Genomic DNA, 20,737 nt, shown 5'->3' with positions numbered 1-20,737 from the left:
TGTCATCAGTTTAACAAAATATTCACAATTTGTGAAGTCTTGCTTCATGCTCTGTAGTCCGCCCACGCGAGCGCCGCCGCGACAGCTCTGTGCCAGCCGCCCAGCAGGCGTTCGCGCTCCTCCTCCGTCATGGTGGGCTCAAAAACATGGCCGACTGACCAGTTTTCCCGAAGCTCCGCCTTATCCTTCCAGAACCCTGTACACAGACCGGCCAGAAATGCCGCCCCCATCGCTGTCGTCTCCACGCATGCAGGTCTCGTGACCTCCGTGTTCAGAAGATCAGACTGAAACTTCATCAGAAAATCATTTGCGGAAGCTCCTCCATCCACTTTGAGATTGCAGATCTGAAGCCCTGAATCCTTCTCCATTGCCGTCAGGACATCCGCCGTCTGGTAAGCCAGAGACTCCACCGTTGCACGGACCAGATGGCTTCTGTTTGTCCCCCTTGTCAGGCCGACAATCATTCCCCTCGCCGATGAATTCCAGTACGGAGCCCCGAGACCAGTAAAAGCAGGGACAACATAACAGCCGTCTGTGTCCTCGACATCCCTGCAGTACCGCTCGGATTCCGGTGCCGACGGGATGATTTTCAGCTCGTCCCTGAGCCACTGAAGCGAGGCGCCGGCGACGAACACGGAACCCTCCAGCGCATACTGCACCTTTCCGGGCGCAAGGGAAATGGCGATCGTCGACAGCAGGCCGTGGCTGGAGCTGATGACCTTGTTCCCTGTGTTCATCAGCATAAAACAGCCTGTTCCATACGTATTCTTCACATCTCCTGCATCGAAGCAGCACTGTCCGAATAGTGCGCTCTGCTGGTCACCGGCCGCCCCGCAGATCGGGATGCCGTCACCGATCAGGCAATCCTTCGTCCTGCCATACGGATAACTTGACGGGACGACCTCCGGCAGCATCTGTTCCGGAATCCCCAGCTTCTCCAGGATCTCCTGATCCCAGCAAAGGCTGTGGATATCGAACATCATTGTCCTGGACGCATTCGTATAGTCTGTGACATGGACATCCCCGCCTGTCAGATTCCAGATGAGCCAGCTGTCAACCGTTCCGAACAGCAGCCGTCCCTTTCGAGCAAGCTCCCGGCTTCCAGGGACTTGGTCCAGAATCCATTTCAGCTTTGTGGCAGAAAAATAAGGGTCCGGAATCAGTCCGGTCTTCTCCCGGATTCTGTCTCCAAACCCATCCTGAGCCAGCTCCTCCACGATCGGCGCTGTCCGCCTGCACTGCCAGACAATCGCATTGTAGATCGGTTTTCCTGTATACCGGTCCCAAACAATCGTTGTCTCACGCTGGTTTGTGATGCCGATCGCTGCAATATTCTCCGGTCCTGCCCCGATCCTGCCCATCGCCTCCGCAGCAACACCGATCTGGGTAGACCAGATCTCCATCGGATTCTGCTCGACCCAGCCCGGGTGCGGATAAATCTGCTGAAACTCACGCTGAACGAGCGAGCAGACCTTTCCTTTTCTGTCAAAAAGAATGCAGCGGTTTGATGTCGTCCCCGCATCCAGTGCCATGATATACTGTCCCTGTTCCATAGGTATATCCTCCCATGTCTGTACTCGATGGGTCAATTATACCAAAAACAGGGACATTTGTCCTGAAATACCGGCAGCCTACACAATACCAGGACATTTTAGAGTGCCTTCTCCAGCATCTCCACCATACAGTCGATATCCTGCTTCGTGATGATCAGCGGCGGAACAAAACGGATCACATTGCCTCCTGCTGACATGACGACTAGTCCCAGGTCGAGTGCCCGCCTGACGACCTCCCCGGCCGGATGGTCCGGGGAGAGTTCGAGTCCCTGCATAAAGCCCATCCCACGGCGTTCGACTATGAAGTCATGCCGTGCAGTCACCTCGTCCAGTTTCTTTTCCAGATAAGGCGCCGTCTCGCGGACATGTCCGATGATATCCAGCTTTTCGAACAGGTCGAATACCTCCGATACCGCTGCACAGGCAAGCGGGTTCCCGCCGTAGGTTGTCCCGTGATCTCCCGGCTCCAGCGAATGCGCGGCAGCCTTCTCTCCGAGTACAAAGGCTCCAACCGGAACGCCGCAGCCTAGTGCCTTGGCACATGTCATGATATCCGGCTTTACGCCGTACGCATCGCAGGCAAACCAGTATCCGGTTCTTCCCATACCGCATTGAATCTCGTCCAGAATCAGGAGAATGTCCTTCTCATCGCACATTGTCCTCAGCCCCTTCAGAAAGGCCGGGTCCGCCGGATGAATTCCGCCCTCTCCCTGGACTGTCTCCAGGATGATCGCGCAGGTCTTTTCATTCACGAGCGCACGGACCGAATCGAGGTCGTTGAACTTTGCAAACCGGACACCGCCCATCAGCGGTTTGAACGGCTCCTGATAGTGGGCATTGCCGGTGACGGAAAGGGCGCCGACCGTCCTGCCGTGGAAGGAATGCTCCATCGCAATGATCTCATGGTCTGCATGACCATCCCGAAGGTAGGCGTACTTGCGGGCAGCCTTGATCGCACCCTCAATGGCCTCTGTTCCGGAATTTGTGAAAAACACTTTGGACAGCCCGGTGTGGGCGACCACCTTCTGTGCCGCCTCCAGCAGCGGCCTGTGGTAGAACAGATTGGACGTGTGGATGATCTTGTCGATCTGATCCTTCAGTGCCTGGTTATAGGCTTCGTTTCCATAGCCAAGCGCAAAGACAGCAATTCCGGCTCCGAAGTCGAGATACTCCTTCCCGTCCACATCATAAAGATGCACGCCCTGTCCATGGTCAAATACGACCGGGAAACGATTATATGTATGGAGGACGACCTGTTCGGTCTCGTCCATGATTTTCTTTGATTCTGACATCAGTTCTGTCTCCTCTTCTCCTGATATCCCGGCAGCCGTCGGGTTCAAGCCCCTGCCCGCGGCGACATGTATCCGGAAGCTGCAGGCGGCCCCGCAGACCGCCGCGGATGGTTTTCATCAAAAACGACAGCCGCAGCGCATCCCCAGGGCAGCGCCAGCCGTACCGCTCAGCCTTCCGCCTCGTCTCCGATGATCGCGGTACCGATGCCCTTTGTCGTGAAGAACTCCAGCAGCTGAGAATGCGGAATCCGCCCGTCCAGGATATGGACCCGCGCGACGCCTGCCTCGATGGCATCCACGCAGTTCTGAAGCTTCGGCAGCATCCCGCCACCGGCATGTCCACCCGCCATAAACGAAAGCGTCTGCTCGACCGTCATTTCCGAGATCAATGTTGACGGATCGTCCGGATCGGCATAGACACCCTTGATATCAGACAGAAAGACCAGCTTCTTTGCCTTCATCGCTTTCGCAATTGCGCACGCCGCATCATCCGCGTTGATGTTATAGGAATGGTAATCCGCGTCAAACCCGATCGGGCAGACGACCGGGACGAAGTCATTGTCCAGCAGTGTATCGAGCAGCTCCGTGTTGACATGCTCGATATCCCCGACATAACCGATGTCCTCCCCGTCCGGCGTTTTTCTCGACACCTGGAGAAGGCTTCCGTCCTTGCCGGAGACACCGCAGGCCTTCACCCCGACCTTCTCCATCAGAGAAACCAGGCTCTTGTTGATCCGGTTCAGAACCATCTCGACAACATCCATCGTCTCATCGTCCGTCACGCGGAACCCTGCCTTGAACTCGGATGTCTTTCCGACCTTCCCGAGCATTTTCGTGATGTCCTTCCCGCCGCCATGGACGATGATCGGCCGGAATCCGACCAGCTTCAAAAGCGCCACATCCTGGATGACGTTTCGTTTCAGATTCTCGTCGACCATCGCGCTTCCGCCATACTTGACGACGATCGTCGCGCCCTGAAAATGCTGGATGTAGGGGAGCGCTTCGATCAGCGTTCCGGCCTTGTCCAGGTACATGGACATCTCTTCCTTGCCGAGCGGCTGTTCTGTATGAATCTCTTCCATTGAATCTACCTCTTATGAATGATCCCTCTCCGGGTCCGTCATATGCCGTGATCACGGGGCTTCAGCCCTCAGGACCTGTAATCGGCGTTGATGTTGATGTATTCGTGCGTCAGATCGCATCCCCAGGCCGTTGCCTCACAGGTTCCCTCGTGGATGTCGATAAGCGCTGTAATCTCATCTTCGGACAGAATTTTTGTCGCCAGCTCTTCATCGAAGCCTGTCGTGACGCCATTCTTCGCTATCTGGATTTCCCCTGCGCGGCTTCTGAAGGACAGGTCAACCTTTCCCTCCTCAAATGAAGCGCCGGAATACCCCATCGCGCAGATGATGCGTCCCCAGTTTGCGTCGTGTCCAGCGATGGCAGTCTTCACCAGGCTGGACTCAATGACAGACTTTGCCAGCGTCACTGCCTGCTTCTTGGAAGATGCCCCCTGTACCTTGACCTCAAAGAGCGCGTGCGCTCCCTCTCCGTCCTTCGCCATCGCACGGGCGAGGTGCTTTGTCAACGTGCCGACCGCCTCGCAGAATGTCTGGTAGTCGTCATCCTCCTCCACGATCTCCGGATTGCCGGCAAGTCCATTTGCCATCAGAAGGCAGGTGTCGTTGGTCGACATATCGCCATCCACCGATATCATATTGAAGGAATCCTGGACAGCTGACAGGAGCGCTTTCTGAAGCAGCTTCTGGCTGACTCTGGCGTCCGTTGTCAGGAAGCAGAGCATCGTCCCCATCTTCGGATGGATCATGCCGGCCCCCTTCGTCATCCCGCCGAGCGTCACCTCTCTGCCGCCGAGCTGAAAATGGATGCTGCACTCCTTTCGAACCGTATCGGTGGTCATGATTCCCTCAGCAGCTGCCGAGCCTGCGCCTTCTGAGTCCGACAGAAGCGGCAGCATCAGGTCAATGCCATGCCTGATCTTGTCCATCGGAAGAGAGACGCCGATGACGCCGGTCGAGGCGAGAAGAATCTGATCCGGTGAAAGCCCGAGTCTGGAAGCGGCATAGGCGGCGGTCTCCGCGCAGGTCTCATCGCCTGCCTTTCCCGTGCAGGCATTCGCAACCCCGCTGTTCATGACGACTGCCTGCGCCGTCCCCTTCGTCTGAACGATCGCTCTGTCCCAGATCACCGGTGCAGCCTTGACAAGGTTCGTCGTGAAAGTCCCCGCAAGGTGAAACGGAACCTCCGATACGATCATGGACATGTCTTTTCTGCCCTTCTTGAATCCGGCGCAGACCGATGCTGCACGAAACCCCTTTGCGGATGTAACGCCGCCCTCTTTTATCTCCATGTACTGTTCTTCTCCTTCCTTCTGTCAGGCTGTCTCTGTCCGCTTCCTGCGCGATATCACAGGACGCGCAGCCAGTTCACATTCCATAGCATCCAGCACTCTCCCTGTACACTTCCTGCGCACTGTCACAGGGCGATTCCGACTGCACACATGCCATCTTTCTCACAGGCTCTTTCGGTTCACGGGAATACAGGGACAAGCCTCAGCCCGGTGTCTTCCGGCAGCCCGAACAGAATGTTCATGTTCTGGACAGCCTGTCCCGCGGCCCCTTTGACCAGGTTGTCGAGCGCGCCGACCGCTATCACTCTGCCGGTTCTGGGATCCGCCTTGTATCCGATGTCGATGAAATTGCTGCCCTCCACCCATCTGGTCTCAGGGAACTGGCCTGCTCCGAGCAGGCGGATGAATGTTTCATTACCATAATATTTCTGATATGCCCTTCCAATCATCTCTTCGGTTACGCCTTCCTTCAGATTGGCATAGCAGGTCGCCAGGATTCCCCTGTTCATCGGGACAAGATGCGGCGTGAAGTTAATCAGGATGCTCTCTCCGTCCATGTAGTCAAGCCCGGCCGCATAGGACAGCTGCTCCTCAATCTCTGGTGTATGCCTGTGCGTTGCAACCCCATATGGCTTGATGCTCTCGTTGACCTCACAGAAGAGATTCGGAATCTTCGCTCCTCTGCCCGCGCCTGAAGTTCCGGATTTAGCATCGACAATGATCGATTTCAGGTCGATCAGTCCTTCCCTCACGAGCGGATAAAGCGTCAGGATTGAGGTGGTTGTGTAGCAGCCCGGATTGGCGATGAGACGCGCTCCGGCGATCTTGTCCCGGTTGATCTCGCAAAGCCCGTAGACGGCTTCCTGAATATAGGAGGGTGCTTTATGGGTCAGGTGATACCATTGCTCATAGACATCAACCCGCTTCAGACGAAAGTCAGCGCTCAGATCGATCACCTTCGTGCTTTCCAGTATCCCGTCCCCTATGACCGATGCGCAGAAGCCCTGAGGGGTTGCCGTGAAAATGACATCCGCCTGCTTTGCAAGCTCATCCAGATCATCTCCCAGGCAATCCGCGTCGACAATCTGAAACATATTCCGATATATATCTGCATATTTCTGACCGGTGTAGCTTCTGGACCCGTACCAGACAATCTCTGCTTCCGGATGCTGAAGAAGAAGCCGGACAAGCTCTGCGCCTGCATATCCGGTAGAACCGATGATTCCCGCCTTAATCATATTGAAGTGTCCCTGCTTTCTATAAGAATATCCATTCATAGCTGAACTGTTCCTTATCCTACACCAGCGGCCGGCCTGTGTAAAGGTGCAATCATGTAATAATATTCACTATTTATGCATATTAAGCGCTTGTATCGTGAATAATACATGAATATTTTGATTTAGTGTTGCATATATATTCGGATTGCGGTATAGTACTGCCAACGGCCGGGCAGGCGGAAGCCGAATCTCCCGGCATCATTTGAACAGAAACCAGCAGTCATACATCTATTTTTATGGAGGTTCTACATATGTCGAAGGAAAAAGTTGTTCTTGCTTACTCAGGCGGTCTGGATACCACAGCCATGATTCCGTGGCTGAAGGAGACATTTGACTACGAGGTCATCTGCTGCTGCGTGGACGTCGGTCAGGAAGAGGAACTCGACGGGCTGGAAGAACGCGCGAAAGCCTGCGGAGCCTCCAAGCTTTACATTGAAGACATTGTCGACGACTTCTGCGATAACTTCATTATGCCGTGTGTGGAGGCAGGCGCTGTCTATGAGCACAGCTACCTGCTCGGTACCTCGATGGCGCGTCCGGCAATTGCCAAGAAGCTCGTCGAGATCGCCCGCAAGGAGAACGCCGTCGCCATCTGTCATGGCGCAACCGGCAAGGGCAACGATCAGATCCGGTTCGAGCTCGGCATCAAAGCCCTCGCTCCGGACATCAAGGTGATCGCACCGTGGCGTATGACGGACAAGTGGCAGATGGACAGCCGCGAGGCAGAGATTGAATACTGCAAGGCACACGGCATCAATCTTCCATGGTCGATGGGCAAGGGCTACTCCCGCGACAGGAACCTCTGGCACATTTCCCATGAGGGTCTTGAGCTCGAGGATCCGTCCAAGGCGCCGAACTATTCCAGTCTCCTGGTCCTCTCAGTCACACCGCAGGAAGCGCCAGACAAGGAAACGGAGGTTTCCATTACATTTGAGAAAGGCATCCCGGTCGCGGTCAACGGACAGAAGATGAAGGTCTCCGATGTCATCCGGACGCTGAACAAGCTCGGCGGTGAGAACGGAATCGGAATCGTCGATATTGTTGAGAATCGTGTCGTCGGCATGAAGAGCCGCGGCGTGTATGAGACGCCGGGCGGAACCATCCTGATGGCGGCTCACGACCAGCTCGAGGAGCTCTGCCTTGATCGTGAAACCATGGAGAACAAGAAGAAGCTGGCAAGTCAGCTGGCCCAGACCGTCTACGAGGGCAAGTGGTTCACCCCGCTGCGCGAAGCCATCCAGGCATTCGTCGAGTCCACACAGCAGTTTGTGACCGGCGAAGCAAAGATGAAGCTGTACAAGGGCAACATCATCAAGAACGGCACCACTTCCCCGTACAGCCTTTACAACGAGTCTCTGGCTTCCTTCACGACCGGCGATCTTTACGATCATCATGACGCGGAAGGCTTCATTACCCTGTTCGGTCTGCCGCTGAAGGTGCGTGCAATGAAGCTCCAGGAGGTCGCGAAATCGAACTTCGACAGCAAGATTCAGGGCATGGTCAGCGAGATGCAGAAGAGCGCAAAAAGCGCTGACAAATAATTCCTCTCTGGAAGGAGATACAAAGAAACCGGGGCGCTGATGGCGCCCCGGTTTCTTTTTGACTGTTTTCGAACCGGTGCCGCGTATGCCTGCCCGGTTCGGTTCATTCTGATGTCCGAATCAACCTGTCTCAGTTTGTCTGCAGACTCTGCAGATACGAATCGATGGCCGATGTGTCGATCACATAGCCTGTCGTCTCAGCTGTTGTGTCTGATGAGGATGTCTTCGTCATGTGGACGGCTGAATATCCGATCCACACCACAACGGCTGCACAGACAACACCGCCCAGCAGTTTCATAAGAGCTCTCTCGAGCTTCTCCCTCTTCATGATCTTCTTGCGGTTTTTCTTCTGCTCCTTATAGCGGTCGACTTTTTCCTGGCTCATTGCTTCACACTCTCCTGTCCAGAGGCTGCCTTCCCGCGCCTCATAATATGCGTCTATTATACAACTGCAGGGACTTTGATGACAAGGCACGTTTCACACACAGACGCGTCATATAACAACGATGATGCCGCCCTCGTTCGCGTAGGTCGCAGTCAGTCCGCTGGCAGGAAGAAGGATATAATTTTTCGCCGGCATCCGTTCCTTCAGCGCATCCATCACCATCTGCCCCCGCTCCGGACACTCAACATAGGAGACTGCAATCTCCTTCTGTTCAGTATGTCCGGCTGCCTCTGCCGCCATCTCTACCATCCGGACAAGCGCCTTGTTGATCCCGCGCGCCTGACCGGCCTGCTGAATCGCCCCCTCCGGGGTGGAGGAACAGATCGGCTTGATCTTGAGCGCCGTCGCAAGCGCTGCCTTGAAGTTCGACAGACGGCCGTTCTTCCGGAGCGTATCGAGCGTCTCCAGCACAAACCATGTCACCTGGCTCTCGATATAGGACTCCACGGTCTCGATGGTATGCTCAAAGCTGTATCCTTCCTTCTCACACTCCCAGATCTTCCTGGCAATCAGCGTCTCTCCGATGGAAGCCGACTTTGAGTTGAATACATGAATCTTTCTGTCCGGATGATCTTCTTCCTCCATATCCTGTGCAATCTTTGCACTGTTATAGGAACCGGACAATTCAGCGGAAATGGTCACGATATAGATTCTCTCCGCGTCCGGCGGGAACAACTTCCGGAACCGCTCCGGCGACGGACATGCGGTTCTTGCAACCGTCGGGCTTTCCTTTACAAGCCTCAGAAAACGCTTCATATCAAACCGCTCATTGTCCACAAAATGAGAGCCGGCGATGTCGATCAGAAAAGGAACCGACGCAAAATGCCCGCTTTCCTTCATATCCTCTGTTAATTCCCCGCAACTGTCCATCACTACAAGAAAACTCATCTCGTCTCCGCCTTTCCTGATTGTGATCCAATCTGACAGGTTGTCAGCGCCCTCAGGTTCCCGCAGGGCACGCTGTTTTTGTCTTTATCATAACATATGTGCAAAGGCATGGAAAGAAAACCGGTCTTTTCAAATGAATTTTTCTGTTATATAATGAGCATTGTGTTTCACGAGGTGTGGCCCAGATGGTTAGGGCGCTGGTCTGGGGGACCAGAGGCCGTCAGTTCGAGTCTGATCACCTCGACTAGGTTGTACGAATCCGAACTACTGCCGCTGAATAGCGATGTATTGGGATGAAGTTCAGAGCAAAAACACACTTCAATGAATAAGAGGCAGATGAAAAATGAGCAGTCATTCTTCATCTGCCTCTTTACTTTCTTCTCGTCAGCCCCAGAGTTTTTCCGGATACAGGCCTTCCGCGATCAGCTTTCGGAAACTCTCCTTCACAACCGGGACATCCTCCTGGTAGGTAACGCCGAACCAGCGATCTGATATCGGCAGAACGTCGATCAGCGCCTTCTGCTGCCGGAGAAGCCCTCCGACGATGGTTGGAAGCAGAAACTCCGCTGTCTGCTCATCCTTCGTCCCGGCGTGTTCTCTCAAAAAGACCGGGAAAGCTGCCTTCAGCTCGCCGATGAAATCCGGCTGGAAGCCCCACATGTTCATGGAAACGGGCATATCCGGGTTCAGCACCTTCATCGTTCCGTCCTGGTACAGGACAGCTGCACCTCCCGCGTGACGGATGATGTTCTTTGTCTCGACGATCTGTTCAAGCCGGCCTGCCTCATCGACCTCGCAGAGCCCCCTGGTCACACCGCCGTGCTCAGATAGTGTATTGTTCAGAACAAAGCCCGCCATGCTGATGCGGTATGGCTGGTGAATCCCTGTCCGGAACGGTGTGGCTGTCAGGTATTCATGAATCTTCCTGAAGGAGGTCCTGCCATAGTAATCGTCTGCGTTGATGACGCAGAACGGCTCGTCAATGACATCTCTCGCCGCCAGAACTGCCTGACCGGTCCCCCAGGGCTTGACGCGTCCCACCGGAACGCAAAATCCCTCCGGAAGGTCTCCCATGTCCTGATAGGCATAGGCAACCTCCACCTGCTTTTCAATTCGTCTGCCGATAATCTCCCGGAACTCGTCCGCCAGATCTCTGCGCAGAATGAAGACGACCTTGTCAAATCCCGCTTGAAGCGCATCATAGATGGAATAGTCCATGATGATCTCTCCTGACGGGCCAAAGGATGTCAGCTGCTTGATGCCTTTTCCAAATCTGCTGCCAAGTCCTGCAGCCATGATGACCAGGGATGTTTTTCTGCTGCTCGTTTCCACACTTCACCTCCGAATCGTTTCAGAACACTACACCTTATCTTTTCCGAAAGGACGCCCGCTCCTTCTTCAGCTCCTCCTGCAGCATCTCTCCGTTCCAGTACCTGTTTTCATCCGTCTCGATCGCTTTCAGGGCAATCACCAGCCCCTGCTCTCTCAGCGTGCTCAGAAATGAAGTCAGCAGAGCATCGTCAAATCCTGCCATAATGATCATTTCTTCGTCGATCATCCCTTCATGGAAACCGCGTCTTTCAGCCTCCCGGATGACGCGGACCGGATTCTCCGAGCGGGTCAGAAGGCCGACCGGCACCCTTCCGTCTCCATCACCGACGGTGACAGGCCGGATCTTCATGGCCGCGCAGACTGCCTTCAGTGCCGCCTGCCTCGGCTGCTGCATGTGGTAAATCAGAAGCACAGGGCTCTCCATTCTGGTTCCTCCTATCTGAAAAACACATCTCTGCCTGACTGCTGCGCCTCTCAGGCGAGGAAGCGCTTCAGCACATCCAGGACCGCATCGTCCTCCATCCTTCCAATCACGTGCTTTGCAGCCTTCTTGACCTCTTCGCGGCCGCCCTCCACACAGTAGCTCTCCCCTGCGCAGTTCAGCATCCCGACATCGTTGCCATTGTCCCCAAATGCCACTGTATCCTCCTGGCTGAAGCCAAGCTGCTGCTGGATCTGAGACAAAGCCGTCCCCTTATCCACGCCCAGAGGAACGCAGTCCACCCACCGTTCTCCGGCTGTCATGATATGCGCCTGACTGCCGAAGCGCTGTTTGAAACGTTCCGCCATCGGTGCCGCATCCTTCTCGGTGTACATAGCGCACTTCAGGACGCCGCGGTCATGCAGTCCGTCCGCAGAGGGCTTTGCGTTCACATCGCGAAGCTGACGCAGATCGTCAATCCGCTTCAGGTTGACCCGGTATCCTCCGCTGAGCCTCCTCTGAAACATCTCGCTGTCACTGTCCGTCCACATTGCATCCGGCGTATCGGCACAGGTGAAAATCCCGTTTTTCTTCATTTCCGGAATGATTTCCTCATACAGCCTGTCGGGAAGCGGCCGCACAGCCATCGAGACGCCTCTGCAGGCGACATAGGTCCCGTTTCCGCAAAGAAAGATCACATCCTCCCAGACTGGTTCCAGGAGTTTTCTCATGCTCGAGTAGTGACGGCCGCTGGCAGCCACGAACACATGCCCTTCATCGTGGAGTCTCCGGATCACCTCGTAGTATTCCGGATTGAGATGGAATGTTCCCTCCGGGAGCAGGGTCCCGTCAAGGTCTGTCGCAATCAGTTTTCCCATGCTGTCTTTCTCCTTCCGCACCGCATCATCTGCGTTCAGCCAGAATTTCCGGATGTAACACCCTCATCTTTTGCCTCTGACATCATTCGCGCCCAAAAGGACTCTTCCAGTCGTCCGGACGGCAGTAGGACTTTCCCTCCCGGTAATGCCGGACAATCTCGTGAAACTGTGCCCCGCAGCGCTCCACCTCTGAAAGCACCACATCCGCCTTTTCAGGATCGAGGTACCAGTTGTCCCTGGTTATTCCCCTCGTTGACACCGGGCACACAAAGAACTGCGTCTCCGGAAACTGCTGTCCATAGTACATCAGGCAGCGTCTGGCATGCCAGTTCTGGCAGCACAGGATCGCCTTTCGCACCCTGATATGGAGATCTTCGCACACCCTTCTCGAGAAAATGGCATTCTCCCACGTAAAGGTGGCCTGGCTTTCTTTCAGAATTGCTTCTCCTGGAACCCCTTCCCGGATGAGAATCGACCTGAGAAACTCCCACTCAGTCTGACAATCCGGCGCACCGCCTGTCTCTTCCGCGCGGCTTCCGGACGACAGCGGCGGCTCAAAGTGTCCCTTCAGCCTGCTGTATTTCCCGCTTGGACAGATGAGCGGCGCGTAGCCTTTCCTGTAAAGCTGAGCGGCCCGCTCCGCTGCCTCCGGGTAATTCCCGCCCGGTACAAAGATGATGTCTGCCTTCTCAGGCTGATCCTCCTGAAAGATAAACGAAGTAATCCCGTCAAGATACATCCTGAATGCTCTCTGTGCCTCCTGTTTCCCCTGTCTGATACGCAAAGACCCGGGACATCAGCTGTTCCGGGTCTGACGATTATGCCTTTCCCACTGCCGGCAGTCTGAAGGATGACTTCAGCGGGACGCTCCGGTTGAACACAAGATGATCCGGTGCCGATAGCTTGCTGTCGACGCAGAAAAATCCTGTCCGCACAAACTGGAACGAATCGAGTGCCTTCGCGTCCTTCAGCGCGGGCTCCACATAGCAGTTCTTCAGAATGGTCAGGGAGTTCGGGTTCAGATTCAGCTCTCCCGTCTCCTTGTTGTACACACCCTTCTCTTCATCGACAAGATTCTCAAACAGACGAACCTCGCAGGGCAGCGCCGTCGCGGCATTCACCCAGTGAATCGTCCCTCTGACTTTACGGCCGTCCGGCGCATTGCCGCCCCTTGTTGCCGGGTCATATGTGCAGTGAACAGCCTTGATCTGACCGTTTTCATCCTTCTCTACACCGGTGCATGTGACGAAATATGCGTGCATCAGACGAACTTCATTGCCGGGATACAGTCTTCTATACCCCTTGACCGGTACCTCCATGAAGTCGTCCCGGTTGATGTACAGCTCCCGCCCAAATGGAACCAGGCGCTTTCCAAGTTCCGGATTCTCAAGGTTGTTTTCAACCTCAAGCTTCTCCGTCTGGCCCTCCGGATAGTTGTCAATGATGAGTCTGACCGGATCCAGGACGGCCATGACACGCGGCTTCTTCAGCTTCAGGTCCTCCCTGAGACAGTATTCAAGCATAGCGTAGTCCGAGCAGGAGTTTGCCTTCGACACACCGGAAAGCTCCACGAACATCTGGATGGACTGCGGCGTGAACCCTCTCCTTCTCAGTCCGGATATGGAGACCAGGCGCGGGTCGTCCCAGCCGTCGACAATTCCATTCTCCACCAGCTTCTTGATGTAGCGCTTCCCTGTAACAATGTTCTCGAGGTACATCTTCGCGAACTCAATCTGTCTCGGCGGATGCGGGTATTCCAGCTCCCGGACCACCCAGTCATAGAGTGGTCTGTGATCCTCGAATTCCAGTGTACAAATGGAATGGGACACGCCCTCGATTGCGTCCTCAATCGGATGAGCGAAGTCGTACATCGGGTAGATGCACCAGCGGTCGCCCGTATTCTCATGCGCGATGTGTGCAATCCGGTAAATGACCGGATCCCGCATATTCATATTGGAGGAGGCCATGTCGATCTTTGCCCGAAGCACCTTTTCGCCGTCGGCATACTTTCCGTTCTTCATGTTCTCGAAAAGCTCGAGATTCTCCTCCACGCTGCGGTTCCGATAAGGACTTTCCTTGCCTGGCTCCGTCAGCGTTCCGCGGTACTCGCGGATCTGCTCGGCGGAGAGATCGCAAACAAACGCCTTGCCTTTCCTGATCAGCTTGACAGCGGCCTCGTACATCTGCTCAAAATAGTTGGAGGCGAAAAAACAGCGGTCGCCGTAGTCAGCGCCCAGCCACTTGACATCCTGCTTGATCGCTTCCACGAACTCGCTCTTCTCCTTCGTCGGGTTCGTGTCGTCAAAGCGAAGGTTGAACTTTCCATGATATTCCTGGGCGAGCCCATAGTTCAGAAGGATCGACTTTGCATGGCCGATGTGGAGATAACCGTTCGGCTCTGGCGGGAACCGGGTACATACCTCGGTCGTGCGCCCGTCTGCGATATCCTTGTCGATGATTTCCTCGATGAAATTCCTGCTTTCCTTCTTCTCCCTGACTTCCTCGCTCATCTTCTCCTCCATACCCCGGCGCCATTCGCCGTCTCATCCATCCGCTTCTCCGGATACAGGCTGCTTCCGTCTCCGGGTCAGATAGCCTCCTGTTGTCTGTCAGTTCAGGCTGAACAGCTTCCTCGCAATCTTGTAGCCCCGGACTGTTGTCTTGCGTCCAAGCTGTGTCGGCAGATTCATGCACACCCCAAGGAAGGACATCCGCAGCCTGTAGTACAGCTTGTAGTCTGCGTGCTTCAGATACGCCCAGAGTTCGCCCTTCTTCTTCAGATCCTCACTTGTGCCGCCGACCAGAAGAAAAACAGAAGAGACCGTCATGATCTTGTTCAGGTAGATCATCATGTACTTGCGGACATTCTTGTCCAGTCCTGAAAAATTCTGCCTTGTGAAGATGTCGATCATCAGCTTGTTGACACGCAGCTGCTGATCGATCCGGCTCAGCATGACCTTCTCATTGACGGACTGATCCTCCCGCCCGATAAAGTAATGGTAAAGGTTCAGATCCATATAGTAGAACTTCTCGCAGTACGGCAGCGGCTGGTACGCGTAGATATTATCCACATAGAAGGTGTGAAGCGGCAGCCTGAGCCCCGACTTTACCAGAATATCATGCCGGTAGGTAATGTTGTGCATCAGGATATACTGGGTCTGCCTCATATGTCCCATGTCATCCCAGCTGATGATCCGGTTCGCCGGAAATGCATGATGGAAATTCATGACATGCTTCCCGAAGATGCCCGCCCCCACCTTGTCATAAACAAAGTTCGTCAGCATCATATCAACCGGCGTGCCTTTCTTCTCAAGCGTCTTCAGCCGCGCGATCACCTTCAGAAGCACCCTGGAATCCACCCAGTCATCCGAGTCGACCACACGGAAATAGGTTCCCGATGCATTCTCGATACCGGTATTGACAGCCCCGCCATGTCCCTTGTTTTCCTGGTGAATGGCCCTCACAATTCCGGGATACTGCGCCTCATACCGCTGCGCGATCTCCAGTGTATTGTCTTTCGTCGATCCATCATCAATCACCAGGATCTCAATATCATCCTTGCCCGGCAGAAGCGACCGGATACACTTCTCCATGTACTCCGCCGAATTGTAGCAAGGAATTGCCACCGTCAAGATCTTTCCCATATTTTTATTATTCCTCGGTCATCTGCTTCCGGAACAGCCTTCATACCCGGCTTTCCGAACCGCAGATTCTTTCCGCTCCTTCTGGAGCATTGCCTTTGGCCTGATTCCCGCAACCTTCAGATATGCGGAAAAAGCCGCCGGTATGGCATACTGTCTCTCGGCCTGCTGCACAGTGACCAGTGCCCATGCGCCTGAAGCATCCGAAACCGTCCTTTCTGCAGCATTCTTCGCCGCTTCAGGTTCACGTCCGGCGGGCTTCGTCCCGTCCGTCTTCAGGTCTTCGAGCGTCTCGGCCAGCACCTGCCAGCCTGTCATATCCCACTCAATGTGTGTAAAGATATGGCGTGCAGGCGGAAGCGGTCTGATCCGAAGAGGAGACAAACCCAGTCTCTCCGCATACGACAGTGCTTCCTTCTGCGTGAGCGTGCCTTCCGCATTCGGCAGCTCCCACATTCCAGCCAGCAAGCCCTTCCCGCTTCTCTTCCGGATGACAATCCGTCCGCCGTCCGTGATCAGAAGCACCGTCCGTTTTTCCACCCTGCGCGGCTGTTTTGTCTTGCGGACCGGATAAAGCAGCTCTTTTGCATGAAGGTGTGCAAGGCAGAACGCCGAGAGCGGGCACCGGCTGCAGGCGGGTGTGCCGCCCGGCACGCAGACTGTTGCGCCAATCTCCATCATTGCCTGATTGAAGGTCCCCGGAAACGATTTCTCCTCCGGATGGCTCTCCTGATACTGCCGCATAACCGCTGTCCAGATTTTCTCCCACCGCTTCTTCACCTTCGGTTCATCGATGCAGGCGGAATCCTCCAGAAGCCTCGTGGAAACCCTGAGCACATTGCCATCCACGGCAGCCTCGCATCTGCCGTATGCGATGGATGAAATGGCAGAGGCCGTGTAGCTGCCGATTCCGGGGAGTTTTAAAAGCTCTTCCCTTGCCTCCGGAATATGGCCGCCGTACACCTCCATCACCATGTCTGCGGCCCTCTGGAGATTTCTCGCCCGGCTGTAGTACCCGATTCCCTCCCAGAGCTTCATGAGTTTCTCCGGCGGGCAGCCGGCAAGCGCTCCGACCGTTGGAAGTTCTTTCAGAAACCGCTGGTAGTACGGAATAACGGTCTCCACCCGCGTCTGCTGAAGCATGACCTCCGAAATCCAGACATAATAAGGCAGCGGATGCAGCCGCCACGGAAGATCCCTCCTATGATTCGGGTACCACTCCATCAGCGCCGGAACAATCCGCTGCAGGTATGCAGTTTCAGTTATTTTATCAGAATTCATATCTACATTCAAGACGGCTGCAGCCGCCGGACAGTGTCGCCTTTCACCAGCTCGCCGTCGACCGATATCTTCTCAATCAGGGCAATTTTCGGGTTCTCTATCAGGGAAATGAGTTTCTCAGCGGCGATTTTACCGACCATCGCCGTATCCTGCCTGAGCGTTGTCAGCCTCGGATACATGGCGAAGGCAATCGGGATTCCGTCATACCCGCACACGGAAATATCCTCCGGGATGCGAAGCCCTGCAGAGCGGATCGCATTCATCCCTCCGACCGCCGAAAAGTCGTCCGGAAAAAAGATGCAGGTCGGCAGACTGTCCTGACTGAGCAGCTCCCTCGTCCGCCGTTCCGTCATCCCGACATCCCGGTATCTTGAAGACAGCACCCATTTGTCAGGGACCGTCACACCGTACGCCTCTGCGGTCCGGTAAAAACTTGCAAGCCGTTCCTTCGTGACCGTATTGTCATCCCCGTGGATGTAGGCGATCTCCCTGTGTCCCATCGAGCAGACGTATTCCGTCAGGTCATGCATGCCCTTCTGATTGTTAGAGACAATGGCCGTCCTGCCGTCGTAGACATAGTCGATCGTGACAATCGGAAGCGGAGACTTGACAAGTTCAATGATATCGGGGGATGTAAAGTCAATGTTCGCAATGACCACCCCATCCAGTCCTCTGTAGCGGCAGTGCTCATAGTAGCTCATCTTTCTGCCGCCGACCGGTGACATGGAGGTAAAGGTGATGTCATAGCCGCGCCGCTCCGCTGTCACTTTGATTGCGTCAAGGATCGCCGCAAAGTAGCTGTGTGTCAGCCCGGAATGGAGATTATCCGTGATCAGGATTCCCAGATTCCAGGTCCGGTTTGTCTTCAGCGCACGCGCGGAGGAATTGGGGAAATATCCCATCTCCTCGGCGCACCGCTTGATCTCCTCTCGCTTTTCCTTCCCGATGTCGCTGTATCCATTCAGCGCCTTGCTGACCGTCGCGACCGACACCCCGCATTTTTTGGCAATATCCTTCATTGAGACCATGATGCGTTTCTCCTTTAATGCCCGGCTGAATGACCGGCTGCCTGAGGCAGGTCTTGAAATCGTTTTCGTAACAATATTATAGGAATTTAGCCATTTTCGGACAACTCATTTTCGCGAAAATATATGTCGTCAACATTCGATTTGTATATTACGTTCGATTTCATGTTGTATTTTTGTCTATATTTAACATAATTATGTCGCCATTCTCTCTTGTATTCAGGAATACGTTGCGATATACTGGCCCTGAGAAGTTACTTAATCGTTTTCCTAAATGACCTTTCATCTTTTGTGAGAAGGAGACTCCTATGAAATTTGGTTATTTTGATGACAGGGCCCTCGAGTATGTCATCACGACTCCCCGGACACCGCTTCCCTGGATCAACTATCTTGGCTGCAATGACTTCTTCTCGATCGTATCGAATACCTGCGGCGGATACAGCTTCTACAAGGATGCGAAAATGCTCCGGATCACACGGTACCGCTACAACAGCGTGCCGCTGGACTCTAATGGAAAATATTACTACATTCAGGACGGAGATGTCACGTGGAATCCAGGCTGGCAGCCGACTCAGACGCCGCTCGATTTCTACGAATGCAGACATGGCATCGGCTACTCACGTTTCACTGCGAAGAAGAACGGACTGAAGGCTGACCTTCTGAACTTTGTGCCGCTTCATGATACCTGCGAGCTCAACCGTCTGACACTGACGAACGAGTCTGAATCTCCGAAGTCGTTCAAGGTCTTCTCCTATGTAGAGTTCTGCCTCTGGAATGCTCTGGATGACATGACCAACTTCCAGCGCAACCTCTCCACAGGTGAAGTTGAAATCGACGGTGCCACCATCTATCATAAGACGGAATATCGCGAACGCAGAAACCATTATGCATTTTTCTCCGTCAACGCAAAACCGGATGGTTTCGACACCAGCCGGGATGCCTTCATCGGTACCTACAGCCCTGCCTCCAATCCGGATGCGATCCGAAACGGCGGATGCACCGGCTCTGTCGCCAGCGGCTGGTATCCGGTCGCCGCACATGAGCTCCATGTAACCCTCACCCCGGGTGAATCAAAGACCTTCCTCTTTGTTCTCGGCTATGCAGAAAACCCAAGGGATCAGAAATGGGAGGCCCCGAATGTCATCAACAAGGCACCTGCGCGCAGGCTTCTGGCAAAATACCAGACCACGGAAGGCGCAGATGCAGCATTTGCGGAGCTGAAGGCATACTGGAAGAACCTTCTGGAAGGATACCATGTCGAATCCTGCGATGAAAAGGTCAACCGCATGGTGAACATCTGGAATCAGTACCAGTGCATGGTCACATTCAACATGTCCCGGTCGGCCAGCTACTATGAATCCGGCATCGGACGCGGCATGGGCTTCCGCGACTCCTGTCAGGATCTGTTTGGCTTCGTTCATCTGATTCCAGAAAAGGCCAGGCAGCGGATCATTGACATCGCATCCACGCAGTTTGAGGACGGATCGGCCTATCATCAGTACCAGCCGCTGACCCGCCGCGGGAATGCAGACATCGGTTCCGGCTTCAACGACGATCCGCTGTGGCTCATCGCGGGCACGGCAGCCTATATCCGCGAGACGGGGGACTTCTCGATCCTCGACGAGTCTGTCCCGTTCAACAACGATGAAACAACATGCGTCCCGCTCTTCGAACACCTGACCCGTTCATTCGAGTACACGGTCACCCACAAAGGACCGCACGGGCTTCCTCAGATCGGCCGTGCGGACTGGAACGACTGCCTGAACCTGAACTGCTTCTCCGACACGCCGGGCGAATCCTTCCAGACGACGGGACCCAGCGAAGGTCCGATTGCAGAGTCTGTTTTCATCGGAGGCATGTTTGTCCGATACGGAAAGGATTATGCGCTGCTCTGCACGCACAGAGGTCTCCCGGACAAGGCGGAAGCCGCCATGGCCGAGGTTCGGAGGATGCAGCAGGCTGTCCTTGATGCAGGCTGGGACGGCGAGTGGTTTCTGCGTGCATACGATGCAAAAGGACAGAAGGTCGGATCCCACGAGTGTGAGGAAGGAAAAATCTTCATCGAGCCGCAGGGCTTCTGTGTCCTTGCTGGCATCGGCGTGAAGGAAGGGAAGGCTGAAAAGGCACTCGCTTCCGTTGAGAAGCACCTTGACACAAAATACGGGATCCGGATCCTCGCTCCTTCCTACTCACACTATTACCTGAACCTGGGAGAGATTTCCTCCTATCCGCCGGGATACAAGGAAAATGGCGGTATCTTCTGCCACAACAATCCCTGGGTATCGATCGCGGAGACCGTCCTCGGACACGGGACAAGAGCCTTCGATATCTACAAAAAGACCTGCCCGGCCTACATCGAGGACATCTCGGAGATCCACTGCACGGAGCCCTATGTCTACTCCCAGATGGTCGCCGGCAGCGACGCAAAGTATTTTGGTCAGGGAAAAAACAGCTGGCTGACAGGAACAGCCGCCTGGACATTCGTCAATATTTCGCAGCATATTCTGGGCATCTTCCCGGACTACGACGGGCTTCGGATTGATCCCTGCGTCCCGAAGGACTTCGGACCTTACACAGTCAGCCGCAGATTCCGCGGGGCCATGTACCGCATCCATATCTCCAATCCGGATCATGTGGAGAAGGGCATACGGAAGCTGACAGTCAACGGAAAAGAGGTCAGCGGCAACCTGATTCCGATCACCGAAGGTGTGACAGAGTACGAGGTAGACGCTGTCATGTAAGGCTGACCAGGAAGACAAGTTCCTCTATGGAAAGACCTGCAGCTGAAACGC

Annotated in this window: 17 protein-coding genes and 1 tRNA gene; 3 read left to right on the top strand and 15 right to left on the bottom strand. The window is 54.7% G+C overall.

Annotated features, from left to right (window positions below; translation table 11 throughout):
* Nucleotides 1-44: 44 nt before the first annotated feature.
* The 5 genes from glpK to argC form a co-directional block, all read right to left on the bottom strand.
* Complete coding sequence (gene glpK / locus ACTQ1N_RS05835) at nucleotides 45-1,553, bottom strand: glycerol kinase GlpK (protein WP_441955515.1); 1,509 nt, start codon at nucleotides 1,551-1,553, stop codon at nucleotides 45-47.
* Nucleotides 1,554-1,651: 98 nt separating this feature from the next.
* Nucleotides 1,652-2,845 (bottom strand): aspartate aminotransferase family protein, encoded by a 1,194-nt coding sequence (locus ACTQ1N_RS05830; protein ID WP_441955513.1) that lies wholly within the window; start codon nucleotides 2,843-2,845, stop codon nucleotides 1,652-1,654.
* A 167-nt stretch (nucleotides 2,846-3,012) separates the two neighbouring features.
* Complete coding sequence (argB, locus tag ACTQ1N_RS05825) at nucleotides 3,013-3,927, bottom strand: acetylglutamate kinase (protein ID WP_441955511.1); 915 nt, start codon at nucleotides 3,925-3,927, stop codon at nucleotides 3,013-3,015.
* Nucleotides 3,928-3,995: 68 nt separating this feature from the next.
* Nucleotides 3,996-5,216 carry a bifunctional glutamate N-acetyltransferase/amino-acid acetyltransferase ArgJ gene (argJ, locus tag ACTQ1N_RS05820; RefSeq protein WP_441955509.1) on the bottom strand — a complete coding sequence of 407 codons (1,221 nt, stop codon included), beginning with the start codon at nucleotides 5,214-5,216 and terminating at the stop codon, nucleotides 3,996-3,998.
* A gap of 179 nt (nucleotides 5,217-5,395) precedes the next feature.
* Nucleotides 5,396-6,454 carry an N-acetyl-gamma-glutamyl-phosphate reductase gene (argC, locus tag ACTQ1N_RS05815; RefSeq protein ID WP_441955507.1) on the bottom strand — a complete coding sequence of 353 codons (1,059 nt, stop codon included), beginning with the start codon at nucleotides 6,452-6,454 and terminating at the stop codon, nucleotides 5,396-5,398.
* Nucleotides 6,455-6,744: 290 nt separating this feature from the next.
* On the opposite strand from argC, the gene ACTQ1N_RS05810 reads away from it, so the two are divergent.
* Complete coding sequence (locus ACTQ1N_RS05810) at nucleotides 6,745-8,034, top strand: argininosuccinate synthase (RefSeq protein WP_441955505.1); 1,290 nt, start codon at nucleotides 6,745-6,747, stop codon at nucleotides 8,032-8,034.
* 130 nt (nucleotides 8,035-8,164) lie between these two features.
* Here ACTQ1N_RS05810 and ACTQ1N_RS05805 read toward each other — a convergent pair whose 3' ends face one another.
* The gene (locus tag ACTQ1N_RS05805; RefSeq protein WP_154523657.1) at nucleotides 8,165-8,419 is read right to left on the bottom strand and encodes a hypothetical protein; all 255 of its coding nucleotides are present in this window, start codon (nucleotides 8,417-8,419) and stop codon (nucleotides 8,165-8,167) included.
* Nucleotides 8,420-8,527: 108 nt separating this feature from the next.
* Nucleotides 8,528-9,367, bottom strand: a complete 840-nt coding sequence (locus ACTQ1N_RS05800; protein WP_441955503.1) for a DegV family protein — start codon at nucleotides 9,365-9,367, stop codon at nucleotides 8,528-8,530.
* Nucleotides 9,368-9,537: 170 nt separating this feature from the next.
* On the opposite strand from ACTQ1N_RS05800, the gene ACTQ1N_RS05795 reads away from it, so the two are divergent.
* Nucleotides 9,538-9,611, top strand: a tRNA-Pro gene (locus tag ACTQ1N_RS05795).
* A 140-nt stretch (nucleotides 9,612-9,751) separates the two neighbouring features.
* Here the strand turns inward: ACTQ1N_RS05795 and ACTQ1N_RS05790 are convergent.
* The 8 genes from ACTQ1N_RS05790 to ACTQ1N_RS05755 all read right to left on the bottom strand — a co-directional run bounded on the left by ACTQ1N_RS05790 (nucleotide 9,752) and on the right by ACTQ1N_RS05755 (nucleotide 17,948).
* Nucleotides 9,752-10,663 carry a nucleotidyltransferase family protein gene (locus ACTQ1N_RS05790; protein ID WP_441955549.1) on the bottom strand — a complete coding sequence of 304 codons (912 nt, stop codon included), beginning with the start codon at nucleotides 10,661-10,663 and terminating at the stop codon, nucleotides 9,752-9,754.
* A 70-nt stretch (nucleotides 10,664-10,733) separates the two neighbouring features.
* Nucleotides 10,734-11,123 (bottom strand): DUF3783 domain-containing protein, encoded by a 390-nt coding sequence (locus ACTQ1N_RS05785; protein ID WP_441955501.1) that lies wholly within the window; start codon nucleotides 11,121-11,123, stop codon nucleotides 10,734-10,736.
* A gap of 50 nt (nucleotides 11,124-11,173) precedes the next feature.
* Nucleotides 11,174-11,998 (bottom strand): HAD family hydrolase, encoded by an 825-nt coding sequence (locus ACTQ1N_RS05780; protein WP_441955499.1) that lies wholly within the window; start codon nucleotides 11,996-11,998, stop codon nucleotides 11,174-11,176.
* A gap of 82 nt (nucleotides 11,999-12,080) precedes the next feature.
* The gene (locus tag ACTQ1N_RS05775; protein ID WP_441955497.1) at nucleotides 12,081-12,737 is read right to left on the bottom strand and encodes a YdcF family protein; all 657 of its coding nucleotides are present in this window, start codon (nucleotides 12,735-12,737) and stop codon (nucleotides 12,081-12,083) included.
* 79 nt (nucleotides 12,738-12,816) lie between these two features.
* Nucleotides 12,817-14,508, bottom strand: a complete 1,692-nt coding sequence (locus tag ACTQ1N_RS05770; protein ID WP_441955495.1) for a glutamine--tRNA ligase/YqeY domain fusion protein — start codon at nucleotides 14,506-14,508, stop codon at nucleotides 12,817-12,819.
* A gap of 99 nt (nucleotides 14,509-14,607) precedes the next feature.
* Nucleotides 14,608-15,642 carry a glycosyltransferase family 2 protein gene (locus ACTQ1N_RS05765; protein WP_441955493.1) on the bottom strand — a complete coding sequence of 345 codons (1,035 nt, stop codon included), beginning with the start codon at nucleotides 15,640-15,642 and terminating at the stop codon, nucleotides 14,608-14,610.
* Nucleotides 15,643-15,660: 18 nt separating this feature from the next.
* Complete coding sequence (mutY, locus tag ACTQ1N_RS05760) at nucleotides 15,661-16,920, bottom strand: A/G-specific adenine glycosylase (RefSeq protein ID WP_441955491.1); 1,260 nt, start codon at nucleotides 16,918-16,920, stop codon at nucleotides 15,661-15,663.
* 8 nt (nucleotides 16,921-16,928) lie between these two features.
* Nucleotides 16,929-17,948, bottom strand: coding sequence for a LacI family DNA-binding transcriptional regulator (locus ACTQ1N_RS05755; RefSeq protein WP_441955489.1), 1,020 nt, complete (start codon nucleotides 17,946-17,948; stop codon nucleotides 16,929-16,931).
* Between the two features lie 305 nt (nucleotides 17,949-18,253).
* Between ACTQ1N_RS05755 and ACTQ1N_RS05750 the strand changes: the two genes are divergently transcribed.
* Nucleotides 18,254-20,686 carry a GH36-type glycosyl hydrolase domain-containing protein gene (locus ACTQ1N_RS05750; protein WP_441955487.1) on the top strand — a complete coding sequence of 811 codons (2,433 nt, stop codon included), beginning with the start codon at nucleotides 18,254-18,256 and terminating at the stop codon, nucleotides 20,684-20,686.
* The last annotated feature ends 51 nt before the right edge of the window (nucleotides 20,687-20,737 follow it).

Source organism: Porcincola sp. LCP21S3_C12 (assembly GCF_052118625.1).
Taxonomy (GTDB): Bacteria; Bacillota; Clostridia; order Lachnospirales; family Lachnospiraceae; genus Porcincola.
The sequence above is the reverse complement of the archived record's forward strand: the minus strand, read 5'-3'. Positions and strand labels throughout refer to the sequence as shown.

Coding starts and splice junctions, on each gene's coding strand:
- glpK (WP_441955515.1), bottom strand. CDS start 1,553: ATGGAACAGGGACAGTATATCATGGCACTGGATGCGGGGACGACATCA.
- ACTQ1N_RS05830 (WP_441955513.1), bottom strand. CDS start 2,845: ATGTCAGAATCAAAGAAAATCATGGACGAGACCGAACAGGTCGTCCTC.
- argB (WP_441955511.1), bottom strand. CDS start 3,927: ATGGAAGAGATTCATACAGAACAGCCGCTCGGCAAGGAAGAGATGTCC.
- argJ (WP_441955509.1), bottom strand. CDS start 5,216: ATGGAGATAAAAGAGGGCGGCGTTACATCCGCAAAGGGGTTTCGTGCA.
- argC (WP_441955507.1), bottom strand. CDS start 6,454: ATGATTAAGGCGGGAATCATCGGTTCTACCGGATATGCAGGCGCAGAG.
- ACTQ1N_RS05810 (WP_441955505.1), top strand. CDS start 6,745: ATGTCGAAGGAAAAAGTTGTTCTTGCTTACTCAGGCGGTCTGGATACC.
- ACTQ1N_RS05805 (WP_154523657.1), bottom strand. CDS start 8,419: ATGAGCCAGGAAAAAGTCGACCGCTATAAGGAGCAGAAGAAAAACCGC.
- ACTQ1N_RS05800 (WP_441955503.1), bottom strand. CDS start 9,367: ATGAGTTTTCTTGTAGTGATGGACAGTTGCGGGGAATTAACAGAGGAT.
- ACTQ1N_RS05790 (WP_441955549.1), bottom strand. CDS start 10,663: ATGGCTGCAGGACTTGGCAGCAGATTTGGAAAAGGCATCAAGCAGCTG.
- ACTQ1N_RS05785 (WP_441955501.1), bottom strand. CDS start 11,123: ATGGAGAGCCCTGTGCTTCTGATTTACCACATGCAGCAGCCGAGGCAG.
- ACTQ1N_RS05780 (WP_441955499.1), bottom strand. CDS start 11,998: ATGGGAAAACTGATTGCGACAGACCTTGACGGGACCCTGCTCCCGGAG.
- ACTQ1N_RS05775 (WP_441955497.1), bottom strand. CDS start 12,737: ATGTATCTTGACGGGATTACTTCGTTTATCTTTCAGGAGGATCAGCCT.
- ACTQ1N_RS05770 (WP_441955495.1), bottom strand. CDS start 14,508: ATGAGCGAGGAAGTCAGGGAGAAGAAGGAAAGCAGGAATTTCATCGAG.
- ACTQ1N_RS05765 (WP_441955493.1), bottom strand. CDS start 15,642: ATGGGAAAGATCTTGACGGTGGCAATTCCTTGCTACAATTCGGCGGAG.
- mutY (WP_441955491.1), bottom strand. CDS start 16,920: ATGAATTCTGATAAAATAACTGAAACTGCATACCTGCAGCGGATTGTT.
- ACTQ1N_RS05755 (WP_441955489.1), bottom strand. CDS start 17,948: ATGGTCTCAATGAAGGATATTGCCAAAAAATGCGGGGTGTCGGTCGCG.
- ACTQ1N_RS05750 (WP_441955487.1), top strand. CDS start 18,254: ATGAAATTTGGTTATTTTGATGACAGGGCCCTCGAGTATGTCATCACG.